This window comes from Phaeobacter sp. BS52, assembly GCF_045040595.1.
GTDB lineage: Bacteria > Pseudomonadota > Alphaproteobacteria > Rhodobacterales > Rhodobacteraceae > Phaeobacter > Phaeobacter piscinae.
Genome location: NZ_CP090664.1, coordinates 15530 through 41415 on the forward strand (window position 1 = coordinate 15530; position 25886 = coordinate 41415).

Below are 25886 nucleotides of genomic sequence, written 5' to 3' on the forward strand. Positions count from 1 at the left end.
CGGTGGAGCTACATCATGCTGCAGATCGCATGGGTGAGCGCCGATGCGACGGAGACACCAGCCAAGGACACAGATGTCAGACGGCCCGCGCAAACCCACCCGGATCGAGACCACCGCCAAACGACGGCAGCAGATCCTCGAAGCGGCGATCATGTGTTTCCTCGAAACCGGCTACCACCAGACCGGTGTGCGCGACATCGCAAATCGGGCAGGCGTCAGCCTCGGCAATCTTTACAATCATTTCCCGGGCAAACATGATGTGCTGGTGGAGATTGCCGCTCTGGAACGTGCGGAACTTGTCCCTTTCATTGACGGGCTCGGACAACCACGCGCCGCGATGACGCTGCTCGAAAACTTCGTGAAGGCCTATGCGAAATACCTCGCAGTGCCGGAGAATGTCATTCTGGGGCTGGAAATCACCAGCGAAGCCATCCGCAAACCGGATATCGCCCGCCTCTTTCTCGACAATCGCAACGCATTGGTCACCGCGCTTGTCAAGGTGCTGAGACGCGGAACAGATGCTGGTGACATGCGGGGCGATCTGGTCCCTGAAGAAACGGCGCAGATGATTGTCGAACTTATTGAAGGCAGCGCCTACCGCAGCGTGCTGGACAACGTGCCAATGCGACAGCTGCGGGGCAGTCTTCTGGATTTCATCCTCGCGGCGGTGCGCCCGGACTGAGGCTAAAGCGGAGTATCCCGGACCAGCCTCAGGCCCAGATGTGCTGGCGGCGATCCGACGGCACAGCCGCCCCGTGCCGGGTCGCGGACAAGGAATGGTACGGCTGCCAAATGTTCGCCCGCCACAAAATACGCCGGACAGCGGCTGGAACTGGCCCCGGAGGCACCGGCATAGCAATCCTGCGTCCACTCCCAGACGTTGCCGTCGAGATCGACAATCCCATCCGGTGATGTCGTATAGCTGCCTTGCGGACGCAGCGCCCGGCTCTTTTGTTCGCCCAGAAGATAGGTCGACGCCCAGGTGAGATCTGGATCTGTGAAGATCGGATCAGGTTCTTCCGGGAGGACGGGTGCTGCGAGATGCTCCCATTCCGCCACACGCGGCAGGCGATATCCGCCATCGCTGCGGGCGTTGATCCAAGCCAGATATTCGCCCACGTCAAGATAGCTCAGCCCGGTTGCGGGCGTGGTCCGGGCATCCTGATTGGGGCGTGTGCGCAGGTTCAGCGCGCACAGGCCGTCGGCATGGCAACGGTTCCACTCTGCTACCGTGACCTCATGTTTCATGACATAAATGATATGCTGACCGCCCGCCGTTGCAGTCGCAGGCACCAGCTCTGGCTGAAGGATGTCCTCCCCCGCAGGTCCGACAGACACACGGGGAAGGAATATGGCGACCAACAGGACCAGCGCCGCCACAAGGGCGCCCAGACCCAACAGGACAATCCGGTCAGCGGGGCGGTGCAATGTGGCAGCAATCATTGTGCTCTCCTATGGTCGTTACACGCAGTGGGTCCGTTCAGGTTTCAAAGCTGCGCGGCGCAACCACCTGTTCCATCAGCGCATTATCCCAGGCGCCATCCACGACGAAGTGGGCAGTGGCCCCCAGCAGAACCGCCTCAATCAGATTGTGGTTCACATAGGCATAAACGCCAGGCTGTTCGAAGGTGTACATCGCTGCCATGGCGCTGCCGCCACGCACGAACCAGCTCTCGATACCTGTGAGCGGCGCATCGGTGAATGACCCGGTCTCCCAGACATAATTGCCGTGGCCGCCGATCAGGTGCGGACGGGAGTCGCGGTTGGCCTGGTTGTGGATCATCAGAACCGTCTCGCCGACCTTCGCACGCAGTGCATTGTCGCCGGTCAGGGCACCGACAGCGCCGTTGAAAACCGAATGGGTCGGCACCAGCGTCCGCATCGCGTCCATACTGTCGGCGTAGTCGTCGCCTGCCAGTTCATAGGTGCGATAGTCGCCGTTTTCGTCCATCGGCAGATAGTAATCCTGCTCACCGATATAGGCGATGCTGTCATAGCGCAGCGGATTGCCCTCACCGTCTTTGAGGCCATCGCGCGGCAGCACCATGATGGCACCATTCATCCCATGGGTAACGTGGTAGGGGATCATCGCGCCGCCAGGTGCGCAGTGATAGGTGAAGCAGCCGGGTTTGGTTGCTTTCCAGCGCAGAACAGTTTCTTCGCCCGGGAAAACATGGGTGAGACCGCCGCCCCCCAGCGCCCCGGTGGAGGCGTGAAAGTCGATGTTGTGTTCCATCTGGCTGTCTGTCGGATTGCGCAGGGTGAGTTCGACATAATCGCCCTCATGCACGATGATCAGCGGGCCGGGAACAGACCCGTTGTAGGTCAGCGCCCAGATCTCGGCGCCGGTGTCCTCATCCACCACCATCAGCCGCTCTTCGGTGATCAGTTCGATCTCGACGATTTTCGGCCCTCCGGATGCTACCTGCTCATGTTTGGGAGCAAACGGCGGCGCCACCAGTTCCTGTTTGACGCGGGTGTATCCCGACAGATCCACCGGGGCGGCCTCCGCCTGTGCCTGCGCTTCGGCTTGAATGAACTGGGGCGCCGCGCCGCGCAATGGCGGCACCGCTGCCCGACGACCGGCCCCGTTGGCCGAGGAAGCCAGCCCACCGGTCATCGCCGCAGCACCGGCCAGAACGGTTCCGCGCAGCACATTGCGACGGCTTGTTTGCGCAAGCCCGGGGTTGAAACGTTTGGTCATTGTCGCTCTCCTTGTCTTAGGCGTGGTCCGCCGTGGGCGAGCCGCGTTTGCTGATGTCGCGATAAATTTAGCTGATCACCAAATTCGGGACGTTGCGGCAGCGCAAAGACAGCGGCGGTTTTTTGGCTGACCAACCCGCGGTCAAAGCACCGTGCGGGTGACGCCCCCCCGGTTTTGTTTTAGGATCATGACAACGCTTGTTCGGAGATGCCGTGCGCAACCTACATGAAAGCCTGCTTCGCCCGCTGCCACCATTCTCGCAGCTGGCCGACGCGCAGATCCGCACGATCCTTGATCACGCCAGCAGTCGTGGCGTTGAGCCTGGGCAAACGGTTTTTGCCGAAGGTGATCCTGCGGAGACATTTTACCTGCTGCTGGATGGCACCATTCGGGTCGTGCGGATCTCCAGCGACGGTGAACAGGTGACCTCCTTGCATATTCCGCCCGGCCAGTTGTTCGGAATTGCACGGGCACTGGGACGCGACAGTTATCCAGCCACCGCCGTTGCCGCGAGCGAGGCGCTGATCCTCTCCTGGCCAACCGCGCTGTGGGACAGTTTCATCGCCGACTACCCAGGCTTTGCCACGGAGACCTATAAAACGGTCGGCGCCCGTATTGGCGAGATGAACACCCGCATCATGGAGATGTCGACACAACATGTCGAACAACGGGTTGCCCGGGCTTTGCTGCGATTGATCAATCAATCCGGCACCAAGGTCGCGCAAGGAATCGAGATCGGATTTCCGATCACCCGTCAGGATGTTTCAGAACTCACAGGCACCACGTTGCACACGGTCAGCCGCCTGCTCAGCGCCTGGGAGAAGGACGGTATGGTCAGCAGCAAGCGCAAGAAAATCACCATCTGTGACCCCCATCGGCTGATGCTCCTCAGCGATCCATAACGGTGCCACCGGCGCGGAGCAGGCGTGGTGTGCCTCCGCTGCACCGACATCTTCTGATCGGATGGAAAACTGGGATCAGCCCCGGTTCTGGCGCGCGAGTTCAACGGCGTCTGCCAGCGCGGCGCGAAACACCTCTTCATCCAGATGATATTCCGCGCAGGCTTCGCTGACGGAATGAAACGGGCTGACCATACAGCCAACACAGAGCATATCGTGGTCCATGAAGACCCGGACCGTCTCCGGCCAGGTCATCATAAGGACATCCAGCGGCAGATCGGGGTCGTCCAGTTTTGGCGGCGGCATGACGGGTCAATCCTCTCTCTGAGGTCAGGCTAGCAGTGGCAATCGCGCCAAACCTTGCGCTTGCACAACCTTTGCCTCTGCTGCCCGGGCTATCACCAAGCGATCAGCAACTGCCGGAAAGGGCCACGCCATGGCTGAATTTCTGACTAAGTCGCGGGCGCGCAATGTGTTCTACGGAGGATCGATTTTCTTCGTCGTGGTGTTCATTGGCATGACCGTGCACAGCCACCGCTACGTGGTGACAACCTCTACCGCAGGAATGCCCCTGACCGAAGCCGTCACACTGGGTAAACGGGTCTGGGAACGACACTCCTGCATCAACTGCCACACGCTACACGGCGAGGGGGCATATTTCGCGCCGGAAGTCGGCAATGTGATGACCAGATGGGGTGTTCAGGATGACCCTGAAGAAGCCTTTGAAATCTTGAACAGCTGGATGGAGAGCCAGCCCAGCGGTGTCGAGGGGCGCCGTCAGATGCCTTATTTCGAGTTGACCGAAGAGGAAACACGCGGCCTGGCCGAATTCCTGCGATGGGCCGATCAGACCGACACTCAGGGCTGGCCGCCGAATGACGCGGGCTAAGGGAGAGACATCATGAAATATCAATCTCAAAAGGTCGCTCAGGCCTATTTCATCTGCGCGATGGTGCTATTCGCAATTCAGGTCCTCGGCGGGTTATTGGCAGGTTGGGTCTATGTCTCCCCCAATTTCCTGTCAGAGCTGCTGCCCTTCAATATTATCCGTATGCTGCATACCAATGCGCTGATCGTCTGGTTGCTGCTCGGCTTCTTCGGCGCGGCCTACTTCCTGATCCCGGAGGAATCGGAGCGGGAGATTTACTCGGTCAAACTGGCCTATCTGCAGCTTGCGATCCTGATGATCGGCACACTTGGGGCGGTCGGCTCCTATCTGGTTGGTATCCACGGTGGGCGCGAATTTCTGGAGCAACCGCTCTGGGTGAAGTTTGGCATCCTCGTTGCCGCGCTGATCTTCCTCTTCAATGTGTCGATGACAGTGCTGGCGGGGAAGAAAACCGCGATCACCAATGTGTTGTTGATGGGGCTATGGCTGCTGTCGCTGCTGTGGATCTTTGCCTTCATCAACCCGGAAAACCTCTCTCTGGACAAGATGTACTGGTGGTTTGTTGTCCACCTCTGGGTGGAAGCAACCTGGGAACTGGTGATGGCGGCGATCCTTGCCTTCCTGCTGCTGAAGCTGACCGGGGTCGACCGTGAAGTGGTTGAAAAATGGCTTTATGTTATCGTCGCCACCGCTCTTTTCTCGGGCATTTTGGGCACCGGTCACCATTTCTACTGGATTGGTTTGCCCGGCTATTGGCAGTGGGTTGGCTCGATCTTCTCAACGTTTGAGGTGATCCCCTTCTTCCTGATGATGTCCTTTGCCTTTGTGATGGTCTGGAAGGGACGCAAGAACCACCCCAACAAGGCTGCTCTTTTGTGGTCGCTCGGGTCCAGTACTGTCGCCTTCTTCGGTGCGGGTGTCTGGGGGTTCCTGCACACGCTGCATGGGGTCAATTTCTACAGCCACGGCACCCAGATCACTGCTGCACATGGGCATCTGTCCTTCTACGGGGCTTATGTGGCGCTGAACCTCGCGATCTTTACCTACGCGATGCCAATGCTGCGTGGACGGGCGCCGTATAATCAGGTTCTGAATATGGCCAGCTTCTGGCTGATGACCGGCGGCATGGCGTTCATGACCTTCGTGCTGACCTTTGCTAGCACCATTCAGACCCATATGCAGCGCGTCATCGGGGACTATTACATGGATGTGCAGGACAGCCTGTCGATTTTCTATCTAATGCGGTTCGGGGTCAGCGCTGCGGTTGTGATCGGGGCCTTGCTGTTCATCTACGCGCTTTTGGTGGTGCGCCGGGATGAGGTGATTGCACCCGGACCAGCGCATAAGACCGGCACGGTTGCGGGGGAGTAAGTCATGAACATGCATGCCCCCCGCCCGATCCCGCATTACCATGAAATTGCTCAGGAATGCGCATTGTTCGAAACCGCCCATGCCCAAGGCCTGCCCCTTCTGTTGAAGGGGCCGACCGGCTGCGGCAAGACACGGTTTGTCGAACATATGGCAGCCCGGCTCGATCGGCCGCTGTATACCGTGGCCTGCCATGATGATCTCTCCGCCGCTGACCTGATTGGACGCTATCTTCTGAAAGGGGGCGATACCCATTGGGTCGATGGTCCACTGACCCGCGCCGTGCGCGAGGGGGGCATCTGCTATCTGGATGAGGTTGTCGAGGCGCGCAAGGATGTCACCGTGGTGCTTCATCCACTGACCGACAATCGTCGCACGCTGATGATTGACCGCACCGGCGAGGAACTGGTGGCGCCTCCCGGGTTCATGTTGGTCGCCTCTTACAATCCCGGCTATCAGAACGTGCTGAAGCGGCTCAAACCTTCGACACGGCAACGGTTTCTCTCAGCCAGTTTCGATTTTCCCGATCCGCAGTCGGAATGCGCCATCGTCGCTCAGGAAAGCGGGCTGGATGTGTCGAAGGTGCAACCGCTGGTGCGGTTGGCCGGTCATATCCGCGCCCTGTCGGGCATGGATCTGGAAGAGGGCGTGTCGACCCGGCTGCTGATCTATACCGCCAGTCTGATCCACCGCGGCATGCCAATTGAACCAGCGCTGGAGGCCGCGATCATCGAACCTCTCACCGATGAAGAGGATATCAAACAAGCGCTGCGCGATCTGATCGCGACGATCTACGGGTAGCGCTATGAAATTGCTCGACCTGATGGAGCCGGAGGAAACTGTTGGCAACCTCTGGCACGATATGGCCAGCAATCTCGCCGGTGAGGTCGCAGAGGATGGCGCGACGCTGTCTGCTGCGGCCTGCCGGTTGCAGGATCTGAGGCCCAGCCTGGCAGTGCTGTTTCGCGCCTTGGGCGGGGCCGCGTCAGTCGATCTGGTGGAGGCACCTGCAACGGTGGCACAGCACCGGCGATCCCTGACGCACCGGGTTGCGGCGGATCGGATGCGCGAGTTTATTCCACGTTACGACGGTAGGCGATTGGCCCTGCCCCCGGTGATGGCCTGCTTTCCCCGCTATGAGCTGAACCGGGCTGCCTATTTCTGGCTGGTCGCACAGGCTGCGGTCGCTGATCCGGCAGAGCTGCAACCGCAGCCAACCAAATCAGCCCACGCTGCCGATCTGGCCCGGATCCGGGCCACCCTCGCCGCCAGCCACCGTGCCGCCCAGCATTGTCCCGGCCTGCGGCAAACCTACCGACAAATGGCAAGCCTGTGCCTGGAACAGCGCAAGGCGCAGCCAGCCCATGCCGCTGATCGTATGGTCGCAGAACAGGTTCTCGCGGCTTTGTCTCAAGATCCTTGGGAGGTCACGACCGACCAACCGCTGAGCACAGATTTGCCAACGGAGGCGGGGCGCTATCTGCCGTTTGCACCGGTACCGTTCTGGCTCCGTTTTGAGGCTCCCGGCCACGCCGCAATGGCCGCAGAAGAATCCGCCGAGCAGGCGACCGCGCTGCCGACTGCGGCAAGCAGCAGTCGCAAGCTGGGCGCGCGCATTGATCAGGATCAGGCGCGCCGCAAGGACAGCTTCATCCTGCATCGGTTTGAATCCATCCTGTCCTGGGTGGAGTCGATGAATATCAACCGCAGCGTTGATGATGATGACCCTGACAATGCCCAAAAGGCCGCAGAGGATCAGGATCTTATCCCGCTTACCAAGCATGACCGTCGGCTGGCGTCCCGGTTGCGGCTGCATCTGGATCTATCGCCTGCAGATGCCGAACACGAACGGCTGAGTGCGGAATACACCTACCCCGAGTGGAACCATCTCAGCCAATGTGAGATGACGGATCACTGCCGCGTGCTTGAGGCGGATGCACAGCCTGACGCGCAGCATCCCTTTCGACCCGACCCCCGCCAGATCCGGATGGTGCGTCGCCAGTTCGAAGCGTTGCGTCCGCGCCGCATCCTGCAGCCACGGCAAGTCGACGGCGCCGAGCTGGATCTGGATGCAGTTATTTCCAACCAAGCCGATCTGGCGGCGACCGGGCGTGGCAGCGATCGGCTTTGGCAGAGCGCACGCCAACAGCAACGCGATCTCTCGGTTGCCTTTCTGATCGACACCTCGCGGTCCACTGAAGCCGCGATTGCTGACAGCAGTGTGATCGACATTGCCCGCAACGCTATGGCGGCGCTGGCTCTTGGGATTGACATTGCAGGCGACAGATTGGCGATCTGGGGGTTTTCATCCCTGCGCCGCGACCGGGTGTTCCTAACCCGCTGCAAGGGGTTTGACATGCCGATGTCCGATGCTGTCACCGCCAATATCGGTGCGCTGCAACCGGGCCACTACACCCGTCTTGGGGCCGCGATCCGCCACGTCAGCGCCCAGCTGGCGGCAGAGCCATCCAGCCGCAAGCTGCTGATTGTCCTAACAGATGGCAAGCCCAATGATCTCGACCATTACGAAGGTCAGCACGGTATTGAAGACAGCCGCATGGCCGTACGTAGCGCCCGCCGCGCGGGCCAAAGCCTGCATGGCATCATCATCGACGAAGACGGTCAGGACTGGTTCGCCCGGATTTTCGGCCGCGGCGGGTTTTCGCTCCTGCCGAACCCTACCCGACTGTCACGGGCCCTGCCCGACATCTACCGTAGTCTGACACAGGAGAGCTGACATGCGTTATATCTTATCCGGAATCGTCTGCGCCGCGATCACTGCCCTGCCCGCGCTGGCCACGGGTTTCGACCGCCCGGCCCCGCAGGCGCAGTCTGCAACCGCTGAGTTCTGGTTTGCGCTGGCCTGTATTGCGCTGGTGCTGGCCCTTGCGGCGGTGCATGTCTTGGTGGCAAGGCGATGACATCGCAGGCGGGCTGGTCGCGCAGGCGTATCGCAATCGCACTTTATCCCTTTGGTGTAGGCGCGATGGCCGTCAACGTCTTCTTTGCCTCCCTGATCACCAGCTGGCTTGGGTTGCCGGTGTTGGGAACCGCCGCCTCCATCGCGATCGGCGCGCTGATTGCGGTGCCCGCCACTTACGCCTTCGCCGGACATATCCGGCGCCTGATGGACACAGCGCAGCCCTAAGTATTTTAAGAAACGGATCTGACCTATGACAGTGACAACAGACGCAGGTCGCAAGGATGTAATCGCGCCAACTTGGCCCCCCGCCATTCTCTCCTATGGCTTCCGCCCGTTTTTCTTCCTCGCCGCGCTTTGGGCCGGGCTGGCGATGATCGCCTGGATCGGACTGCTGAGCGGCGCGCTGACGCTCCCGATCATGCTTGATCCGGTCTCCTGGCACGCCAAGGCATTCCTGTTTGGATACCTCAGTGCGGTTCTGGCTGGCTTCCTACTCACGGCGGTTCCAAATTGGACCGGGCGGGCGCCGCTCAAAGGCTGGCCGTTGCTGGGTTTGGTGCTGCTCTGGCTCGCAGGGCGCGTCACCACCCTATTTGCCGCAGATCTGCCTGCTGTCGTTGTGGCCTTTGTCGATCTGAGTTTTCCACTTATCCTAGGATCGGTGATCTTGCGCGAGATCATCGCGGGGCGCAACTGGCGCAACCTTGTTGTTTTAGTGTTGCTGGGGCTGCACACATTGGCGCTGCTGCTGGTACATCTGGAAACAGCAGGAGGCGGATACCCGGCGCAAGGCCTTGGCATGCGCTTGGGATTGGCAACGGTGATTGGCATGATCTGCCTCATTGGTGGTCGCATCATCCCCAGTTTCACGGGTAATTGGCTCATCAAGAGGGGCGTTGATGCCCGTCCCGCCAGCCCGATGCAGCGATTAGACAAGGCTGTCTTGGCTATCAGCCTGCCCGCCCTTGGTGTCTGGGTGGCGATGCCTGATCATCTCGCTGCGGCCGTCGCATTGACGATCTTTGCAATAGGGCACCTGCTGCGCATGGGGCGCTGGCAGGGACACCGCACGGCGTCAGAACCATTGCTCGCGGTGCTGCATCTGGCCTATGCGATGATCCCTGTCGGCGCGGGTCTCATGGCTATGGCGCAAATACCGCAGGTGCCACTGGACGCAGCCGCTGCACAGCACCTCTGGATGGCAGGCGCCATTGGCATGATGACCCTTGCGGTAATGATACGTGCCACGCTGGGCCATACAGGGCGACCGCTGGTGGCTGGCCCCGGCACAAAACTGATCTTGCTGGCGCTCCTGATGGCAAGCGTCGCCCGAGTTGTCGCCGGGATCGGGGTAGGCAGCGCCGATTGGCTCTATCACCTCTCGGCTACGGCCTGGTGCGCCGCATTTTTTGGATATGTGCTGGTCTATGGGGCTGCTCTTTTCTCAGCCAGACGGGCCGCCGGGCAGGCATAGCGCCTTGTCACAGCCCAGACCCATTATCGCACAACACATGATCCCTTTGGTCTGCAAAGCCCTGTTTCCACCTCAGAACCACTCGCAATTTAACCGCAGTCACACTACGACACTCTCTATGCGATTCGCGGTTCATATCTTTCCACGACTGGCCATGATTCTGGCGCTCGTGTTGGCCCTGGCCAGCACTGGTTTTGCGCATACGATTGAGCGCGCCGAAGACTCCCCCGACTACGCGGCCTTTGTCGCGGCAGGCGGTGCACTCAGCGATCTATGTGGCGACAGTCAGGATCCGGGGCACGGCACTCTCGCACAATGTGAAGCCTGCCGACTGGTTGCAGCCGCGCTGATACCCGGCCATCCGGCAATACCCGGCGTCGCATGGGTGCAACGACCAACGGCCTCCGCTCCATTGGTGACGAGACCGCACAGCACGCTTTGGCGTGATCCGGCTCATGGCAGCCGTGCTCCTCCCGCGCTTTTGACAACGCTTCTCTGACGTCAATTGCAACTCAGGTGCTGTGGCAACAACAGCATCCAAAGGCCTGGAGCCAACCCATGAATATGCCCAATTCTACCGCGCAGCCGCAGGGCAGCGCGCAAAAACTCTATTTTGCCGCCTGGCGGTGGCACTTCTACACTGGTCTGTTTGTCATTCCCTTTCTCGCTGTGCTTGCGGTTACCGGCCTCGCCATGCTGTGGATCGCTTGGATCGATGGCCGCGATGGTGAGCGTACGCCGGTGGTTGCGCAAGAACAGGTTCAGCCGCTCTCGGCGCAGGCTGAAGCCGCACAAGCACGCCTGCCAAACGGCGAGCTAAGACAATATGTGGCCCCCCGCGCCGCCGACCGCGCAGCGCTTTTCCGTGTCGATCACGAGGGCGATGCCATCATGATCGCGGTTGATCCCTATTCTGCGGAGGTCATCGAGACCTTCCTGCGCCGCAGCGGTTGGTATGATTTTGCGGATAATCTGCACAGCGATCTGATGCTCGGCGTCAGTGGTGACCGCATTCTGGAAACCGCTGCCTCATTGGCCTTGGTGCTGATTGCAACAGGCCTTTACATGTGGTGGCCCCGGACGATTGGGTGGCGTCGCGCGCTGCTGCCAAGCCCGGGACGTGGCCGCAGCCTGTGGAAATCCCTGCATGGTGTTGTCGGCATCTGGATCTCACTGTTTCTTATGCTGTTTCTCATTTCCGGCCTCGCCTGGGCTGGCGTTTGGGGGGCAAAATGGTGCAGGCCTGGAGCCAGTTCCCAGCCGAAAAATGGGACAATGTCCCGCTGTCCGACGATATTCATGCCAGTATGGATCACGCCCGTCGCGAAGTTCCATGGGCGCTGGAACAAACGCCGATGCCCGCCTCGGGCAGCGATGTGGGACTGGTTGGTGTGACTACTGCTGTCGTCGACCTCGACAGCATCGATGCCCTCGCCCGCCGCATCGGGTTTGAGGGGCGATACCAGCTGAGCATTCCGCGCGGCGACACTGGCGTCTGGACCGTCAGCCGGGATTCAATGAGCACAGACAGCACCAACCCCACCTCCGACCGGACCGTTCATGTGGATCGCTACACAGGCAAGATCCTGGCCGATGTTCGGTTTGCCGACTACTCCTGGGCGGGCAAGGCGATGGCGGTTGGCATCGCCCTCCACATGGGGACCCTGGGTCTATGGAGCGTTCTCGCAAACACGCTGGTTTGCCTGTCCGTCCTGTTCCTGTGTGTCAGCGCAATCGTGCTCTGGTGGAAACGCCGCCCGACCAAAGCTGGCCGTCTTTCGGCACCGCCAATGCCAAAGGAACTGCCCCTCTGGCAGGGCGCGGTCCTGGTTGGCCTGGCCGTGTCCATGGCGTTTCCGATGGCAGGGCTGGCACTTCTGGCGCTGCTTGTTGTTGACTGGATGTTCCTGTCCCGCCTCCCGGCCCTGCGCCACAGGCTGACGTAACATTTCCTCCGATGCGCGCTGACATGTTTCGGCGCGCATTATCTCCACGGGAATAGTTGTCCAGAGAATAAGGGGCGAGACATATTGAACTGTCGTGCTCTCTGGCTGTGAACAAAGTACTCTCAGGTGTTTGATCCCATGGTTTGATGACGTGATCCTTTTGTTGGAATGGAAGGAGGCCTTGTAGGATAAGTTTATCGTGGCAGCGCCACCTACTGTTAGCCAGCAGGCGATTTGCACAGCCGATCCGCCGACAGGGCACGCATGCCCACAGCGCAGTAACACCGCACTCCAATGGCTGGCAGGGTTATGCGTAGCATGATCCCAAGAAGCGCAAGCTTTGATCGCGGAGTTGAGCCGGGAACTGGGGATCAATCCCAAGACGGTGGTGGAGTGGCGCAAACGATAGACTATCGAGGGTCAGAGGACCAGGCCGAAAGACCCCTGCTCAACCGTTCTCCGCAAAAGAGAGGAGGCGTCGGAAATCGCATTCCGGCGGTGATAGAGGTTCGACACGTTTGTCATTCACCTGCCAGCCAGCGTCTCTCGGTAGGGCCGCAACCCGGCCCAACCATATCGGTCTTTTTGACGTCTCAGCTCAATCATGTCGGCGATCAGGCGTTCCTCGTCTGCACACCCCTCAAGCAAATCGCTGCTGTGTGAACCGATGTTTGCTCAGAACGCGGTAACCGCAACGCTCAGAAACCTTCATCTTGCTGCGAATGTGGTCGATGCAGGCCCGGCGGTGCGAGGGGCTCCGAAGTTTCTCTTTGCGGCCTTGAATAGGATTAATCTGTCCAGTGTCAGGTCCGAAACTGCTCGGCGAAGACGCTCATTCTGCTTCTGCAGCCGCTTCAGTTCGTTGAAACGTTTTGTGCCCATTCCGCCATATTTTTCTGCCAGCGGTAATAAGTTTGCTCTGCCGCACCCATCTGACGGTTCGCATCAATCCGGGCATGCCTTGTCCCGTCAAAGCTTCGATTTGCGGTAACCTCACGACAATATCTTCGGGTTTGGGCCTCTTTGTCGCCAGCTATGGTCCTCCGTTTCTTATTTGCACGGGCGGAACATTTCTTAAAATGACCAATGAAGCCGTCTGCCGCAAAAGACAGGCCATGTGTAATCTTACGAAAGAGGTAGTGGCGGACCGAGGAGGATTCGAACCCCCGACCCCTTGATTCGTAGTCAAGTACTCTATCCAGCTGAGCTATCGGTCCACTGCGGCGGGGTTTATGCGCAGTTATGCGTCGGTGCAAGCTAAAAGCGAAGGGCCGGAGAGATTTTTCTCCGACCCTTCAAATGACCAGTTCCAGCGTAGTTGTCAGAAACCCAATTTCGAGCGGGTCTGCCGAACCTGAGTCTGGAATTTATAACCGCGCACCATGCCTGTGTCTTTTCCCATCGGCCACCATTCTGGATCATTTGGCCAGCTGCGCCACATGACGCCCCAAGCATCAACAACATGGCTAATGCAGGATTTGTCGCTTGCGCTGGCGCCCGCGCGGCGCCCACTGGGGTAATACCAGACAAGATCCTGACACATCTGGCCGTTGGCATCCACGCTCCAAGTCCCGGCACCAAGGTTGTCACTTTGGTCAGCGCACCATGCCCTTGCCTGACCGCCGGGACCAAAGTAGATCCCCCCACCACAATTGTTGGTCCAAAGCTCAGTCTTTCCAGAGTAGATCTTGGCGATTTTCTGCGGGCTTGCGATTTTCGCGCTGCGTGGCAGTGGGTCGGCAGCTGCCGCCATTGGCAGGACGCAAGAAAGGGCTGCGGCAACGAGTTTACACTTAACATTCATCATCTTTTACCTCCTTCGATGAGCCGAATTCGGCTCGTTTGTTGCCGCCAGGATGCCCAGAAAGTAGCTCTCTGAGTGCTGCCGCCGGGTGGTTGGCAGGATATCTGGCCCGATCACCGCTATATCAGAACAGAAAGTGGTCTGCGCTTTGCAGTTCAGAAAAGGTCGTATCCTCGACCAGAATGGTCACATTGGCAAAATAGATTGCGGCATCGTCGCCAACTTGGGCGAAATCCACATCGTCCATGCTCTCCGCCCCGCGACCCAGTTTGATGCGATCAACGCCAACCTCAAAATCAGTTATGCGATCTGTGTGGTCGCCCTCGTTAAACACAAAGATATCGGCCCCGTCACCTCCGGTCATGAGGTCATCTCCGGTTCCGCCGTACAAGCGATCTACACCGGCGCCGCCGCGAATTGTGTCACTGCCTGACCCACCGATCAGGCGATCATTGCCTCGACCACCCCCAAGAAGGTCGGCTCCCACGCCGCCGAAGACGACATCACGGCCTACTCCGCCGCGAAGTACATCGTCGCCGCCGTTTCCGTGCAACGTGTCGGCTCCCGAACCGCCGCGAAGAACATCAGCACCCAAACCCCCGGTCAGGAAATCATTACCAGCACCAGCCGCTACGGTATCGTCGCTGGCGCCCAACGAAACCCGATCGCCGCCAGCATAGGTTCGAATTGCTGTTACATTGTCATTCAAGAGTGCGGTGATCTGGTCATCGCCGGACAGCAGCTCTCGTGCGACGTCTTCGGCGCGCAAGGATACGAAACGGTCAAAGCTCATCGAGATGTCAGAAATCGACACAATCGGGGCGCCATCAAGCGAATGATCCATAGAGAAAATCTGCCAGTCGGCCTGATCTTCGCTAGCGAAATCGCCGCCGAGACGCAGAATTGAACCATCTTCGCCGGTCTGCTCAAGCTCAGTAGGCGAGACGATGGTTCCAAACGATGTACGAGAGGTCTCAAACCCGTCAAAGGCCAAGTAGTTGCTCAGCGAGGACACGCCTGGAAACGACGCAACGAATACATTTGCCATTGAGGGCTCTCTTTCGCATTGGATGGAACGATTTGATTAAAAGCGATAGGGTTTTTCCGAACTGCGCGCAAACTTTTGGCCGACAATCATGGTTAACAAGGCATTAATGGGCGCGCATCACGCACAATGAGCCTCAATGTCATCGACTGTTTCTTGATCAACGATGAGGGTTCGGCGCTGTTTGCCTTTGCTGCGCTCTGATTCTCGGGGGTGCGCCTATTCGGGGATCGCGCGGCGCTAGGCAGAAGGTGGCGCAGATGCTTGATCGTTGTGCGCAAGTTTCAGCACAAGTCGCCACATTCGGTTTCGCCGTCGAAGCTGATTCTGCCGCTCTGAATCGGAGCCGCCCTATGTGATAGGTGGGATGCGGGTTTGCCTCTAATGGAGCGATTAGATATTCAACATATTGAAATATATTAGTAAATATAGCTATACGCATTTTGCATAGCCGCATTGCAATCGGCATTGGATTGTTCGCCAGCCCTGCGATACCGATGAAATAACAATATCGTAACGGGAGGACGAATAATGAAACATTTTGCGAGCACGCTCGCTGTTGCCACGCTGACGGCAACCCTGAGCACGGCAGCAATGGCGGAAGTGACCATCAAGGTCGCCTATGATGCTGATCCGGTTTCGCTGGACCCGCATGAGCAGTTGTCGGGTGGCACGCTGCAGCTTTCGCATATGGTTTTTGACCCGCTGGTGCGCTGGACCAAAGACCTGCAGTTCGCACCGCGGCTGGCCGAAAGCTGGGAGCAGATCGACGACACCACAATGCGCTTCAAACTGCGCGATGGTGTAACCTTCCATAGCGGCAACGCGCTGACGTCGGCTGATGTCGACTGGACCTTTGACCGCCTGAAGGCCAGCCCCGATTTCAAAGGTATCTTTGCACCTTTCACCGACGTCGAAGTGGTGGATGAGCTGACGTTCGACCTGAAAACATCCGAGCCCTATCCGCTGATCCTGCATACTGCGACGTATATTTTCCCGATGGACAGCCAGTTTTATTCCGGCACCACCGAGGACGGTAAAGACAAGGCTGAACTGGTTAAGCACGGCGACAGCTTCGCCTCGCGCAATCTTTCCGGTACTGGCCCCTTCACTGTCACCGAGCGTGAGCAGGGCGTGAAGGTTATCTTTGACCGCTTTGATGGTTATTGGGACACCGCTTCTGAGGGCAATGTCGACAAGATCATCCTCACGCCGATCAAGGAAGATCCGACACGCGTCGCCGCGTTGCTGGCAGGCGATGTTGATTTTATCGCCCCCGTTCCGCCGACGGACCTGAAGCGGGTTGAGGAGCATGACGGTACCACGCTGATCACCGAGCCTGGCACACGTATCATCACGTTCCAACTGAACCAGAACCGTGTAGAAGCGTTCAAAGATGCACGCGTTCGCAAGGCGATCGACTATGCCGTGAACAACGCAGGCATCGTGGACCGCATCATGCGTGGTTTCGGTACCGTTGGTGCACAGGCCAGCCCGGCTTAGCTACCTTGGTTATGATGAAAGCCTGACGCCGCGCTTTGACGTGGAGAAGGCCAAAGCTCTGATGGCGGAAGCTGGCTATGCGGATGGCTTCTCGGTCACCATGATGGCGCCGAACAACCGCTATGTGAACGATGACAAAATCGCGCAGGCCGTGGCTTCGATGCTGGCAAAAATCAACATTAAAGTTGATCTGCAGACGATGCCCAAGGCGCAGTATTGGCCGACATTCGACGAGCGTGCGGCAGATATGATGATGATCGGCTGGCACGCGGATACCGAAGACTCAGCGAACTTCCACCAGTTCCTGACCCATTGCCCGGATGAAACCACCGGCAACGGCCAGTACAACTCCGGTAACTACTGTAACCCGGAAGCGGATGCGCTGATGGCGGAAGCCAATGCGACGACCGACCAGACCAAACGCGGTGAATTGCTGCGCAAGCTGGAAGGCATCCTTTATGAAGAAGCCGCCTTCATTCCGCTGCACTGGCAGAATCTGGCCTGGGGTGCGCGCGATGGTGTCCACGCTGAAAAAATCGTGAACGCTCTGAACTTCCCCTACTTCGGCGATCTGAAAGTCGACTGATAGGTTTCTGGCCGGGGCGGCAGCGCTGCCCCGGCTCTTTTGAAATATTCCCCAGATTTTCACCACTTCTTTATGGGCATGTCCCTGCCGCCCGCCGGGCGTCAATGGCGTTGTGCCCATCAACAAGTGACTGATACAAGGTAACTCAAACATGCTCGCCTACCTCGTGAAACGCGTGTTCCAGGCCATCGCGGTGATGTTTGCCATCTCGCTGATCGGCTTTGCCATTCAGGACAACCTCGGTGATCCCCTGCGGGAACTGGTCGGTCAGTCCGTCTCCGAAGAGGTCCGTCAGCAGCTGCGCGACGAACTGGGCCTGAACGACAGCTTCGTAACCCAATATGTCCGCTTTCTCGGCAACGCCCTTCAGGGCGATCTCGGCACCAGCTACTTCTTTAAGGAACCAGCGCTGGATGTGATCCTGAAAAAACTTCCGGCAACGCTTGAGCTGGTTATGGGTGCAACCCTGATCATTGTTGGCCTGTCCGTGCCCCTCGGCGTCTACACTGCGATCAAACCCAATACGATCCTCAGCCGCCTGATTATGGGCATCTCGATTGTCGGGATTTCCGTTCCGGTGTTCCTGACTGCGATCCTGATGATTTTTGTGTTCTCCGTCGAACTTGGCTGGTTCCCTTCTTATGGGCGCGGCGACGTTGTGCATGTGTTTGGCTACTGGGACACAAATTTTGCCACCGCAGATGGCTGGGTGCATATCCTGCTGCCCTCCATCGCGCTGGCCTCGATCATGCTGCCGCTGTTCGTGCGCCTGATCCGGGCTGAGATGATGGAAGTACTGCAGAGCGAATATGTGAAATACGCCCGCGCCAAGGGCATTCGCCCCTATCGCATTTATTTCATCCACGCGCTCAAGAATACGTTGCTGCCGGTGATCACCGTTGGCGGTGTGCAGATCGGAACGATGGTGGCCTACACCATCCTGACGGAGACCGTTTTCCAGTGGCCCGGCATGGGGTTCATGTTCCTGGAGGCGGTGAACCGCGTCGATACCCCGCTGATCGTGGCATATCTCATCATTGTGGGGTTCATCTTTGTGGTCACCAACACCATCGTCGACCTGATCTACGGGCTCGTCAATCCAACTGTTAATATCGCGAGGATGGGCGCATGAGCAGCCTTAGCACAAACCAAAGCACACCATCGCGGTTCAGCTAAGCTTTGGAACTCAAATATGGGCTACAGCTTTCGGCGCAATCCGGTAGCGATGGTCTCCTTCGCGGTCTTCTTGGTCATTACCATTGCCTCGGTTCTGGCACCGGTATTGGCTCCGTTTGACCCCTATGATCCAGCCCAGATAGATATCATGAACAGTGAATATCCACCGGTCTGGATTGACGGGTCGGATCCCCAGTTTGTGTTCGGCACCGATGATCAGGGACGCGATCTGTGGTCCACCATCCTTTATGGGACACGGTTATCGCTGTTGATTGGTCTCTGCGCTGTGGCATTGCAGGCTTTCCTCGGGATCTCCATCGGCTTGGTGGCTGAGCTATGTCGGCGGGCGGATCGATAGCCTGCTGATGCGCTTTGCCGATATCCAGCTGTCGTTCTCAACATTGATGGTGGCCATCATCTTTCTTGCGGTGACGCAGGCGATGTTCGGCAGCGAGACCTTCAATCAATATGCAATCTATTTCCTCATCGCGGTGATTGGCGTCGCCGAATGGCCGCAGTACGCCCGCACTGTGCGCGCCACTGTTCTCGCCGAGAAGAAGAAAGAATACATCGACAGCGCGCGTGTGCTGGGCTTTGGCCCGATGCGGATCATGGTCCGCCATATCCTGCCCAACTCACTGTCACCGATCTTTGTGATCTCCACCGTGCAGGTCGCCAACGCCATCATCTCCGAGGCTTCGCTGAGCTTTCTTGGTCTGGGCATGCCGCCGAGCCAGCCGTCACTCGGCTCACTGATCTCCTCGGGCTTCGATTACATTTTCTCGGGCAGCTGGTGGATCACCGCCATCCCCGGCGTGGTTCTGGTGGTCCTCGTTCTAGTCATCAATCTCTTGGGTGACTGGATGCGCGACGTGCTGAACCCGAAACTTTACAAAGGATAAGAGCGATGTCGTTGCTTTCCGTTCGCGACCTGACGGTCAAATTTGCGATGCGTGATCACACCGTCACCGCATTGAACCAGATTTCCTTCGATCTTGGCAAAGGCGAGCGCCTGGGCATCGTCGGGGAATCCGGCGCTGGCAAATCCATCACCGGGTTTTCGCTGATGAACTTGCTCAGCTGAGCCGGGCTTCATCGACAGCGGTCAGATCCTGTTTGGCGACAAGGATATCGTCAAACTGTCAGACGCCGAAATGCGCAAGATCCGCGGCAATCGCATGGCGATGATTTTCCAGGATCCGATGGTGACCCTCAATCCGGTGCTGACCATCGGCCAGCAGATGGTTGAGACGCTGAAGGCCCACCGCTCGCTGAGCAAAGCCGAGGCGGAACAGATCGCGGTACTGAAGCTGCGAGAGGTTTATATCCCCTCGCCTGAGGAACGGCTGAACCAATACCCGCATGAACTGTCCGGTGGCATGCGCCAGCGGATTATCATTGCGATGGCGCTGCTGCTTGATCCCGAACTGATCATCGCGGATGAGCCAACTACCGCGCTGGATGTGACCATTCAGGCGGATATCATGGAATTGCTGCTGGAACTGTGCCAGTCCAACAAGGTCGGTCTGATCCTGATCACCCATGACCTGGGTGTCGTTAGCCAGATGACGGAGCGCACCTTGGTAATGTATGCCGTAGCTAGCTGATTGAGGCTGGTCCGACCCGTGAGATCATCAACGACCCCCAGCACCCCTATACGCAGGGGCTGATCAATGCGCTGCCGCAACAGACTCTGCCGGGTCAGCGGCTGAAGCAGATCCCAGGAAATATGCCTGGTCTGGCATCTATCCCGCCGGGTTGCCCGTTCAGCCCGCGTTGCGAATATGCGGTCGACCATTGCCGCAAGGTCTTGCCGGAAACAGTCAGCTACCGTCAGGTCGAGGTCGCCTGTCACGAAGTCTCCCGCCTGCAGAATGCCAGCCTTGAGGAGGCAAGCGTATGACCATCCAGACACAAGACAGCAAACCATTGCTTGAACTGAAGAACCTTGAAAAACGCTTTGAGCTGGACAAAGGGTTTCTGGAAACCATCAAGCTGCGCGGTGGTCGCATCACCCGGGAAAAACGCGCTGTTCATGCGGTGAACAATGTCTCGCTTAGTGCTGATCGGGGCGAGGCGCTGTGTATCGTCGGTGAATCAGGCTGCGGAAAATCTACCGTCGCTCGTCTGGTAGCCGGGCTGCTGACGCCGAGCGGCGGCGAGATCCACTATGATGGTGAACGGATTGATGATCGCTCGCGCGGGGAGATGATGCCTCTGCGCAAGAAGATGCAGATGATCTTTCAGAACCCTTATGCCTCCCTCAATCCGCGCATGACAATTCAGCAAGCATTGGAAGAGCCGGTTCGCCACCACAATCCCTCGCTGTCGCGCGGCGAAGTTCGCGACAAGGTCTCAGAAGTGATGCGGTCGGTTGGTGTGGATCCCAGCTGGTCCAGCCGCTATCCGCATGAGTTCTCCGGCGGCCAACGCCAGCGGATCGCCATCGCGCGCGCGCTGACGGTGGACCCTGAATTCATCATCGCAGATGAACCTATCTCGGCGTTGGACGTCTCGATTCAGGCGCAGGTTCTGAACCTGATGCTGGAGGCGAAAGACCAGCGCGGTTTGACGTATTTCTTCATCACCCATGATCTGAGTGTTGTGGAGCATTTTGGCACTCGCGTTGCGGTGCTGTATCTCGGCACATTGTGTGAACTGGCCGATACCCGGACCCTGTTTGAGAACCCGAAACACCCATACACCAAGGCCCTGTTGTCGGCTGTCCCACAGTTGAAAGACCAGGGACAAAGCCACATCCGGCTGCAAGGTGAGATCCCGACTCCGATCAACTTGCCTCAAGGTTGCCCCTTCCAAACGCGCTGTGCATTTGCGAATGCTAGATGTCGCGAGTCGCGGCCACGGCCTCTGCGCCAGGCAGACGGCAGCACCGTCGCCTGCCACGCAGTCGAAGAAAATAGGCTAGACAGCTAAACACCGGAACCCCCGGCCCACTGGATGACCCCAGAACGGACCTAGGCAAGTTGGATATTATCTGGCTCAGAGATTTTGAAGCGCTGACAACGCATAAGAATTTTTCGCGCGCGGCGGAAGACCGCAATGTCAGCCAACCTGCATTCTCCAGGCGCATTCGTGCCCTGGAGGATGAGGTTGGCGTAAAGCTGATCAACAGGCAAACTTTCCCGCTGTCTCTGACGCCTGCTGGAGATGTGTTCCTGTCGCAGGCAAAAATAATCCTGCGCACATACTCTGAGACACTCGAACGCTGCCAGACCATTGATGCTGCTGGTGAAAACGTCATTCGTTTTGCGTCGTCACAGTCGCTTTACATGACGCATTTCCGAGACCACATCGAACCTCTGATGGAGGCTGGCGGGCTGGACGTTGATCTCAACTCAACCAGCTGGGCGGCCGATCAATTTGTGACCGCGCTGCAGCAGAGGTATTGCGACGTTATCCTGACCTATTGGCATCCGGCGATGGATTTCCTGTCCCCGCTGGAGGTCAGCAAATGCGACTACCTCACGCTGTCAGAGGACGAATTCATCCCGGTTTCAAAAACCGATGCTGACGGCAACCCGCTGTTTGATCTGCGCCGGGATGCCAAGCGGCAGATACCTCTTCTGTCGTATGGGAGCGCATCGGCTCTGAGATCGGTTCTGGACCACACTCTGCGCCAGCAGATTTCGCCGCCAAACCTGCTGGTGGTGAACCAGAATTCTCTGGCGAACTCAGTTAAGGCAATGATCCTTGAAGGTTTCGGGCTGGGGTGGCTCCCGCGCAAACTCTGCCAGGCCGAACTTACTGAGGGCCGCCTTGCGCTTGCCGGTGGGGAGGCGTTTGTGACCCCCATATCGGTCCGCCTTTATCGCGAGACCGAGAATAGCAAACCCACGTTGAACAGCCTTTGGCGGCGGATGGGAGATAGCGCGACGTCGATCAGCTGACGTCCACTCCGTTACGCCGTCGTTACCTCTGTTTACTATGATACCGCCTATGGCTCATCACCCTGTTGATGAGCGTGAATGAGCGCACTCCAGCTGGTATTGAGCGCAGGCGGAATGCAGCCGAACTACCTTTTTGCGAGTGTTTATATTTTGACTTCACGCAAAAGGCGCATAAAAGATGGTCTGAGTGCGCTGACCAGGGGTGGCGGCGTGCCATTGTATAGCGGTGCCATGGTCCTTGGCGCCCTATAGCATCTGAAGGGGTAACCATGGATATCAGTCAACTCAAGACCTTTGTCACTGTGGCAAGGGAAGGAAGTATCACGCGCGCGTCAGAATTGCTGTTTCGCAGTCAGCCTGCCGTCAGCGCCCACATCAAGACGATGGAAGACACGCTTGGCCTGACATTGTTCCAGCGTACACCACGTGGCATGAGCGTCACCACCGACGGCCAGCGGCTCTTGGTGGAAGCGCGGCAATTGCTAGATAATCACCAGAAATTTTTGGAGGAAGCCTCTCGCCTGCGTGGTCGTTTGGCCGGTCAGCTACAGGTCGGTGCCGGGCGCAACCTGGGATCAACTGAGGTGAGCCGCCTGCTGGCAGATCTGTCGAAGAACTTCCCAGATCTGGAAGTCGCTTTGCAACATGGCACCTCCTCCAGCGTGCTGGACGATATTCGCAATGGACGGCTGGATGCCGGCTTTTTCATTGATCCGGACGAAGCACATACCGATCTGGAAACGCTCGAAATTTCGCATTTTAGCGTCTATCTTGCCGCGGCCCCGGATCTGGTCCCGGAACGCACAGAACTTGACTGGGCTCGTCTCGAAGCTCTGCCTTGGATCTATCCGACGTATAGTTCATGCTGCGGTCGCATCGCGGAGCGTTTGTTTAAGGAAAACGGCATCCAGCCCGCCCGCATCATCAATGTTGACGACGAAACGATCACTCGGACCCTGATCGCAAGCGGTGCTGGGATAGGGCTGGTTCATGTCAGTTCTGCGGGGGCCGAACCGGTGAGCGGCGACATCGCGCTGCTTCTTGAGGTGCGCAAATCCACACGTGTCCTGTTCGCGCATCTCGCATCGCGTGCAAAAGATCCAATCATCAGCGCCGTGCGCGATCTGCTGAATACCGAACAGATGGCGATTCCTGCTTAACATCACGCCGCAACCACACCCAGAGACTGCCAGCCCAGCGGTGCTATCCACCCCTGCCAGCGCCTCAATACCGCTTTTGTTTGCCGGTTTTTTATTTTACAATAAACATATTGCTGATTTCACTTGTGTGGATAAAGTTCCGATAACTATTGAAGAATTGATTCCTGGTTTTCCAGCCAAAGTTATCCCTATAATCTTACTATGGAGCGCACAGATGAACCGCAAGCTGTACAGCCTATGTGGCGAAGACGGAATACGTCACTATTCACCACATGTATGGAAAATCATTATGGCCCTGAACCATAAAGGGCTAGATTACGACCTTATCCCGGTCTCTTTCGCAGATATCCCAAATGTTGAAGACGGAAGCTTTAGCAGCGTTCCAGTGCTGCGTGATGGCAATACGGTATTGGGGGAGAGCTTTGATATTGCCCGATATCTTGATGAAACCTATGCGGATGCCCCGGCCCTGTTTGATGGCAAAGGGGCGGTAGCGTTGACCCGTTTCGTGGAAAGCTACTGTAAGACCGTCCTCCACCCCAGTCTCGCAACCATTGCTGTCATGGATATGCACAATCTGATGTCCCCGGATGACCAGGTTTATTTCCGATCTGCCCGTGAACGTCGGTTTGGCATGCCACTTGAGACTATGGCCGAAGGGGGCGAGGACGAACGCGCGCGGCTGCCGGAAAAACTCGCGCCGGTACGCGATCTTCTGGCGACACAGGACTGGCTGTCAGGAGCGATGCCTGCCTATGCCGATTTTACCCTTTTCGGGATCCCTTCAATGGTGTAATGTATGCACCCCCAACACTCTGTTTGAAAACGATGATATCGTTTTCAACTGGTTTGAGCGCTGTCTTGACCTTTATGATGGCGTTGGTCGGAACTCAGCCCAGTCAGGCTGACACTGGCCTTCGTGCTCACACCCTCTGACTATCTTGCGTGTTATGGCTGCGGACCTCAAAAATATGTGGCGCCGCCCGCATGGCACACCCAGCAGTCCAGCGCCTGTTTCGTCCTCCGAGGAGGGTGAAACAGGCCATCTTTTTAGTGCAAACTGACGACCTCATAGCATGAGCGGCATTTCGCCTGCTTATCGGGCGACACGCCGGATAACGTGATCCGCTGTACCGACAATTTCCGCTTTTCCATGGCATTTGTGAGTTCATAACCCACTCCTCATCATACCTGAGGAACAGCATCAGGTTTTTCGAATTGTTCCGAGAAGCCTTTACCGTTTCGATGAGATCAAGAAATTAGATTCGTTGGAAACTGTGATGTAGGGCTGGTGCAAACCTAGACAAGAACCCACCGCAATAATCATAAAAATTTGCCCTTACCTCAATATCCAAATAAAATTTGGATAAACAGATGAGGAATTTCCAATGGCCCTATATGAATTCAATTAGCGGAAGAGACGAGTGATGGATCTTCAAATCGAAAATAACGCCGACGCCGAGTATATTCCGCACCCCGAAACATTCGGCTGGGTGAAACAGGTTCATACGCTAGGTCCGGCTGGTACCAATTGCGAGCGTGCAGCCCTATCCTGGGCATTGCGCCGGTGTCAGGGCGCTTCGGTAAAACTGCATCGGACGATGGAACAGGCCGCAGACAGTGTCGCCTGCCAGGATGGGGCAGTTTTGGTTGGCGTGGTGGCTTACCCGCATCTGCACTCAATCATCTACGAACATATTCAGAAGATGAAGCTGCTGGATGTGTTCATCATGAACACCGACAATATGGTTCTCGCCTCCCGCACCGGGGCGGCGCCCAAGATCTGCGCCACCCACCCTGCACCTGAAAAGCTACTCCCGATCACGGTTGAGCGACGCTTTGTCTCCAGCAATGTCATCGCCGCGCGTGACTGCGCCGAGGGCCACGCTGACGGCTGTATCACAACGCTCTGCGCAGCCGAGAAATTCGGGCTGCCGATCCTGCGCAAATTCGGTCCCGTTCCCATGGGATTTACCATCCATGGTCCGCTGGAAAAACGCGCCTGCCAGGACTGCACCCAGCACGCCTGATCCTGCCCCGATAATCTACACCAACAGGAGGGACATCATGTCCAACAAAGCCTTCGAAACCCCCGTCGAAATCCGTTACCGCGACACGGATTCCATGGGGCATGTCAGCAGCCCGGTTTACTACGACTACATGCAATCGGCCTACCTGGAATACATGCATGACCTTCTGGAGCTGCCAAAGTCCGAGAAGCTACCGCATATCATGGTCAAAACCTCCTGCGACTACATCTCTCAGGCGCTCTATGGCGACAACCTCGTCGTTTGCAGCCGGGTGATCAGCTTTGGCGGCAAGAGCTTCGAGATGGAGCATGTGATGCATATCGATGACGCGGATCGGCGAGTCGTGGCCAATGCAAAATCTGTCCATGTGATGTTCGACTACGACAAACAGGCCACCTATCCGGTGCCGGATGCCTTCAAGGAAAGCGTTGCGACTTTTCAGGAAACCGCCTGATCCCTGTTTGCGAGGAC

The 25886-nt window shown here is 57.8% G+C and carries 22 protein-coding genes, 1 tRNA gene and 5 pseudogenes; 21 read left to right on the forward strand and 7 right to left on the reverse strand.

Annotation, left to right across the window (positions count from 1 at the left end):
* Nucleotides 1–73: 73 nt before the first annotated feature.
* Nucleotides 74–682, forward strand: a complete 609-nt coding sequence (locus tag L0Z65_RS17830; protein ID WP_392342270.1) for a TetR/AcrR family transcriptional regulator — start codon at nucleotides 74–76, stop codon at nucleotides 680–682.
* A 2-nt stretch (nucleotides 683–684) separates the two neighbouring features.
* On the opposite strand, the gene L0Z65_RS17835 is transcribed toward L0Z65_RS17830, so the two are convergent.
* The gene (locus tag L0Z65_RS17835) at nucleotides 685–1443 is read right to left on the reverse strand and encodes a formylglycine-generating enzyme family protein (protein WP_392342272.1); all 759 of its coding nucleotides are present in this window, start codon (nucleotides 1441–1443) and stop codon (nucleotides 685–687) included.
* Nucleotides 1444–1480: 37 nt separating this feature from the next.
* Complete coding sequence (nirK, locus tag L0Z65_RS17840; RefSeq protein WP_040175728.1) at nucleotides 1481–2704, reverse strand: copper-containing nitrite reductase; 1224 nt, start codon at nucleotides 2702–2704, stop codon at nucleotides 1481–1483.
* Nucleotides 2705–2916: 212 nt separating this feature from the next.
* Here nirK and L0Z65_RS17845 point away from each other — a divergent pair, with 212 nt between their 5' ends.
* A complete protein-coding gene (locus tag L0Z65_RS17845) occupies nucleotides 2917–3606 on the forward strand; it encodes a Crp/Fnr family transcriptional regulator (protein WP_199536612.1) in 690 nt (229 codons plus the stop codon).
* A gap of 75 nt (nucleotides 3607–3681) precedes the next feature.
* Here the strand turns inward: L0Z65_RS17845 and L0Z65_RS17850 are convergent, their stop codons facing one another.
* Nucleotides 3682–3909: a DUF1858 domain-containing protein gene (locus tag L0Z65_RS17850; RefSeq protein ID WP_392342273.1), complete on the reverse strand. Its 228-nt coding sequence runs from the start codon at nucleotides 3907–3909 to the stop codon at nucleotides 3682–3684.
* 130 nt (nucleotides 3910–4039) lie between these two features.
* Between L0Z65_RS17850 and L0Z65_RS17855 the strand changes: the two genes are divergently transcribed.
* The 9 genes and pseudogenes from L0Z65_RS17855 (at nucleotide 4040) to L0Z65_RS17895 (ending at nucleotide 12203) form a co-directional block, all read left to right on the forward strand.
* Complete coding sequence (locus L0Z65_RS17855; protein ID WP_040175733.1) at nucleotides 4040–4492, forward strand: cytochrome c; 453 nt, start codon at nucleotides 4040–4042, stop codon at nucleotides 4490–4492.
* 12 nt (nucleotides 4493–4504) lie between these two features.
* The gene (locus tag L0Z65_RS17860) at nucleotides 4505–5863 is read left to right on the forward strand and encodes a cbb3-type cytochrome c oxidase subunit I (protein WP_392342275.1); all 1359 of its coding nucleotides are present in this window, start codon (nucleotides 4505–4507) and stop codon (nucleotides 5861–5863) included.
* 3 nt (nucleotides 5864–5866) lie between these two features.
* Nucleotides 5867–6661: a CbbQ/NirQ/NorQ/GpvN family protein gene (locus tag L0Z65_RS17865; RefSeq protein WP_096790457.1), complete on the forward strand. Its 795-nt coding sequence runs from the start codon at nucleotides 5867–5869 to the stop codon at nucleotides 6659–6661.
* Nucleotides 6662–6665: 4 nt separating this feature from the next.
* Entirely contained in the window at nucleotides 6666–8597 is a 1932-nt protein-coding gene (locus L0Z65_RS17870; RefSeq protein WP_392342277.1) for a nitric oxide reductase activation protein NorD, read from the forward strand.
* Nucleotide 8598: 1 nt separating this feature from the next.
* Nucleotides 8599–8781 (forward strand): hypothetical protein, encoded by a 183-nt coding sequence (locus L0Z65_RS17875; protein ID WP_040175739.1) that lies wholly within the window; start codon nucleotides 8599–8601, stop codon nucleotides 8779–8781.
* The gene (locus L0Z65_RS17880) at nucleotides 8778–9008 is read left to right on the forward strand and encodes an NnrT protein (protein WP_392342279.1); all 231 of its coding nucleotides are present in this window, start codon (nucleotides 8778–8780) and stop codon (nucleotides 9006–9008) included. The genes L0Z65_RS17875 and L0Z65_RS17880 overlap by 4 nt, the downstream gene beginning before the upstream one ends.
* Before the next feature lie 25 nt (nucleotides 9009–9033).
* Nucleotides 9034–10257: an NnrS family protein gene (locus L0Z65_RS17885; RefSeq protein WP_392342280.1), complete on the forward strand. Its 1224-nt coding sequence runs from the start codon at nucleotides 9034–9036 to the stop codon at nucleotides 10255–10257.
* Between the two features lie 154 nt (nucleotides 10258–10411).
* Nucleotides 10412–10756, forward strand: coding sequence for a hypothetical protein (locus tag L0Z65_RS17890; RefSeq protein WP_254683192.1), 345 nt, complete (start codon nucleotides 10412–10414; stop codon nucleotides 10754–10756).
* A gap of 59 nt (nucleotides 10757–10815) precedes the next feature.
* Nucleotides 10816–12203: pseudogene (locus L0Z65_RS17895) on the forward strand (PepSY-associated TM helix domain-containing protein).
* 502 nt (nucleotides 12204–12705) lie between these two features.
* On the opposite strand, the pseudogene L0Z65_RS17900 reads toward L0Z65_RS17895, so the two are convergent.
* The 4 genes and pseudogenes from L0Z65_RS17900 to L0Z65_RS17915 form a co-directional block, all read right to left on the reverse strand.
* Nucleotides 12706–13236, reverse strand: a pseudogene (locus L0Z65_RS17900) (transposase); the annotation flags it as partial.
* A 107-nt stretch (nucleotides 13237–13343) separates the two neighbouring features.
* A tRNA-Arg gene (locus tag L0Z65_RS17905) sits at nucleotides 13344–13420 on the reverse strand.
* A gap of 104 nt (nucleotides 13421–13524) precedes the next feature.
* Nucleotides 13525–14010, reverse strand: a complete 486-nt coding sequence (locus L0Z65_RS17910) for a DUF995 domain-containing protein (protein WP_096873333.1) — start codon at nucleotides 14008–14010, stop codon at nucleotides 13525–13527.
* A gap of 121 nt (nucleotides 14011–14131) precedes the next feature.
* Nucleotides 14132–15055, reverse strand: a complete 924-nt coding sequence (locus tag L0Z65_RS17915; protein ID WP_392342283.1) for a calcium-binding protein — start codon at nucleotides 15053–15055, stop codon at nucleotides 14132–14134.
* A gap of 528 nt (nucleotides 15056–15583) precedes the next feature.
* Here L0Z65_RS17915 and L0Z65_RS17920 point away from each other — a divergent pair.
* The 10 genes and pseudogenes from L0Z65_RS17920 to L0Z65_RS17965 all read left to right on the forward strand — a co-directional run bounded on the left by L0Z65_RS17920 (nucleotide 15584) and on the right by L0Z65_RS17965 (nucleotide 25869).
* Nucleotides 15584–17141, forward strand: a pseudogene (locus L0Z65_RS17920) (ABC transporter substrate-binding protein).
* Between the two features lie 151 nt (nucleotides 17142–17292).
* A complete protein-coding gene (locus L0Z65_RS17925; RefSeq protein ID WP_392342285.1) occupies nucleotides 17293–18273 on the forward strand; it encodes an ABC transporter permease in 981 nt (326 codons plus the stop codon).
* A pseudogene (locus L0Z65_RS17930) lies at nucleotides 18270–19219 on the forward strand (ABC transporter permease). The gene L0Z65_RS17925 and the pseudogene L0Z65_RS17930 overlap by 4 nt, the downstream one beginning before the upstream one ends.
* 5 nt (nucleotides 19220–19224) lie before the next feature.
* Nucleotides 19225–20220 (forward strand): annotated as a pseudogene (locus tag L0Z65_RS17935) (ABC transporter ATP-binding protein).
* Complete coding sequence (locus L0Z65_RS17940) at nucleotides 20217–21251, forward strand: ABC transporter ATP-binding protein (RefSeq protein ID WP_096708084.1); 1035 nt, start codon at nucleotides 20217–20219, stop codon at nucleotides 21249–21251. The pseudogene L0Z65_RS17935 and the gene L0Z65_RS17940 overlap by 4 nt, the downstream one beginning before the upstream one ends.
* A gap of 50 nt (nucleotides 21252–21301) precedes the next feature.
* Nucleotides 21302–22225 (forward strand): LysR family transcriptional regulator, encoded by a 924-nt coding sequence (locus L0Z65_RS17945; RefSeq protein WP_096873329.1) that lies wholly within the window; start codon nucleotides 21302–21304, stop codon nucleotides 22223–22225.
* A 269-nt stretch (nucleotides 22226–22494) separates the two neighbouring features.
* Complete coding sequence (locus tag L0Z65_RS17950) at nucleotides 22495–23385, forward strand: LysR family transcriptional regulator (protein WP_392342287.1); 891 nt, start codon at nucleotides 22495–22497, stop codon at nucleotides 23383–23385.
* Between the two features lie 40 nt (nucleotides 23386–23425).
* On the forward strand, nucleotides 23426–24181 hold the full coding sequence (locus L0Z65_RS17955) for a glutathione S-transferase family protein (RefSeq protein ID WP_392342288.1): 756 nt from the start codon (nucleotides 23426–23428) through the stop codon (nucleotides 24179–24181).
* Between the two features lie 631 nt (nucleotides 24182–24812).
* Complete coding sequence (locus tag L0Z65_RS17960) at nucleotides 24813–25415, forward strand: prephenate dehydratase (protein ID WP_118070471.1); 603 nt, start codon at nucleotides 24813–24815, stop codon at nucleotides 25413–25415.
* A 37-nt stretch (nucleotides 25416–25452) separates the two neighbouring features.
* Nucleotides 25453–25869: a thioesterase family protein gene (locus L0Z65_RS17965; RefSeq protein ID WP_096790418.1), complete on the forward strand. Its 417-nt coding sequence runs from the start codon at nucleotides 25453–25455 to the stop codon at nucleotides 25867–25869.
* Nucleotides 25870–25886 lie beyond the last annotated feature (17 nt).

Coding starts and splice junctions, on each gene's coding strand:
- L0Z65_RS17830 (WP_392342270.1), top strand. CDS start 74: ATGTCAGACGGCCCGCGCAAACCCACCCGGATCGAGACCACCGCCAAA.
- L0Z65_RS17835 (WP_392342272.1), bottom strand. CDS start 1,443: ATGATTGCTGCCACATTGCACCGCCCCGCTGACCGGATTGTCCTGTTG.
- nirK (WP_040175728.1), bottom strand. CDS start 2,704: ATGACCAAACGTTTCAACCCCGGGCTTGCGCAAACAAGCCGTCGCAAT.
- L0Z65_RS17850 (WP_392342273.1), bottom strand. CDS start 3,909: ATGCCGCCGCCAAAACTGGACGACCCCGATCTGCCGCTGGATGTCCTT.
- L0Z65_RS17855 (WP_040175733.1), top strand. CDS start 4,040: ATGGCTGAATTTCTGACTAAGTCGCGGGCGCGCAATGTGTTCTACGGA.
- L0Z65_RS17860 (WP_392342275.1), top strand. CDS start 4,505: ATGAAATATCAATCTCAAAAGGTCGCTCAGGCCTATTTCATCTGCGCG.
- L0Z65_RS17865 (WP_096790457.1), top strand. CDS start 5,867: ATGAACATGCATGCCCCCCGCCCGATCCCGCATTACCATGAAATTGCT.
- L0Z65_RS17870 (WP_392342277.1), top strand. CDS start 6,666: ATGAAATTGCTCGACCTGATGGAGCCGGAGGAAACTGTTGGCAACCTC.
- L0Z65_RS17875 (WP_040175739.1), top strand. CDS start 8,599: ATGCGTTATATCTTATCCGGAATCGTCTGCGCCGCGATCACTGCCCTG.
- L0Z65_RS17880 (WP_392342279.1), top strand. CDS start 8,778: ATGACATCGCAGGCGGGCTGGTCGCGCAGGCGTATCGCAATCGCACTT.
- L0Z65_RS17885 (WP_392342280.1), top strand. CDS start 9,034: ATGACAGTGACAACAGACGCAGGTCGCAAGGATGTAATCGCGCCAACT.
- L0Z65_RS17890 (WP_254683192.1), top strand. CDS start 10,412: ATGATTCTGGCGCTCGTGTTGGCCCTGGCCAGCACTGGTTTTGCGCAT.
- L0Z65_RS17910 (WP_096873333.1), bottom strand. CDS start 14,010: ATGATGAATGTTAAGTGTAAACTCGTTGCCGCAGCCCTTTCTTGCGTC.
- L0Z65_RS17915 (WP_392342283.1), bottom strand. CDS start 15,055: ATGGCAAATGTATTCGTTGCGTCGTTTCCAGGCGTGTCCTCGCTGAGC.
- L0Z65_RS17925 (WP_392342285.1), top strand. CDS start 17,293: ATGCTCGCCTACCTCGTGAAACGCGTGTTCCAGGCCATCGCGGTGATG.
- L0Z65_RS17940 (WP_096708084.1), top strand. CDS start 20,217: ATGACCATCCAGACACAAGACAGCAAACCATTGCTTGAACTGAAGAAC.
- L0Z65_RS17950 (WP_392342287.1), top strand. CDS start 22,495: ATGGATATCAGTCAACTCAAGACCTTTGTCACTGTGGCAAGGGAAGGA.
- L0Z65_RS17960 (WP_118070471.1), top strand. CDS start 24,813: ATGGATCTTCAAATCGAAAATAACGCCGACGCCGAGTATATTCCGCAC.
- L0Z65_RS17965 (WP_096790418.1), top strand. CDS start 25,453: ATGTCCAACAAAGCCTTCGAAACCCCCGTCGAAATCCGTTACCGCGAC.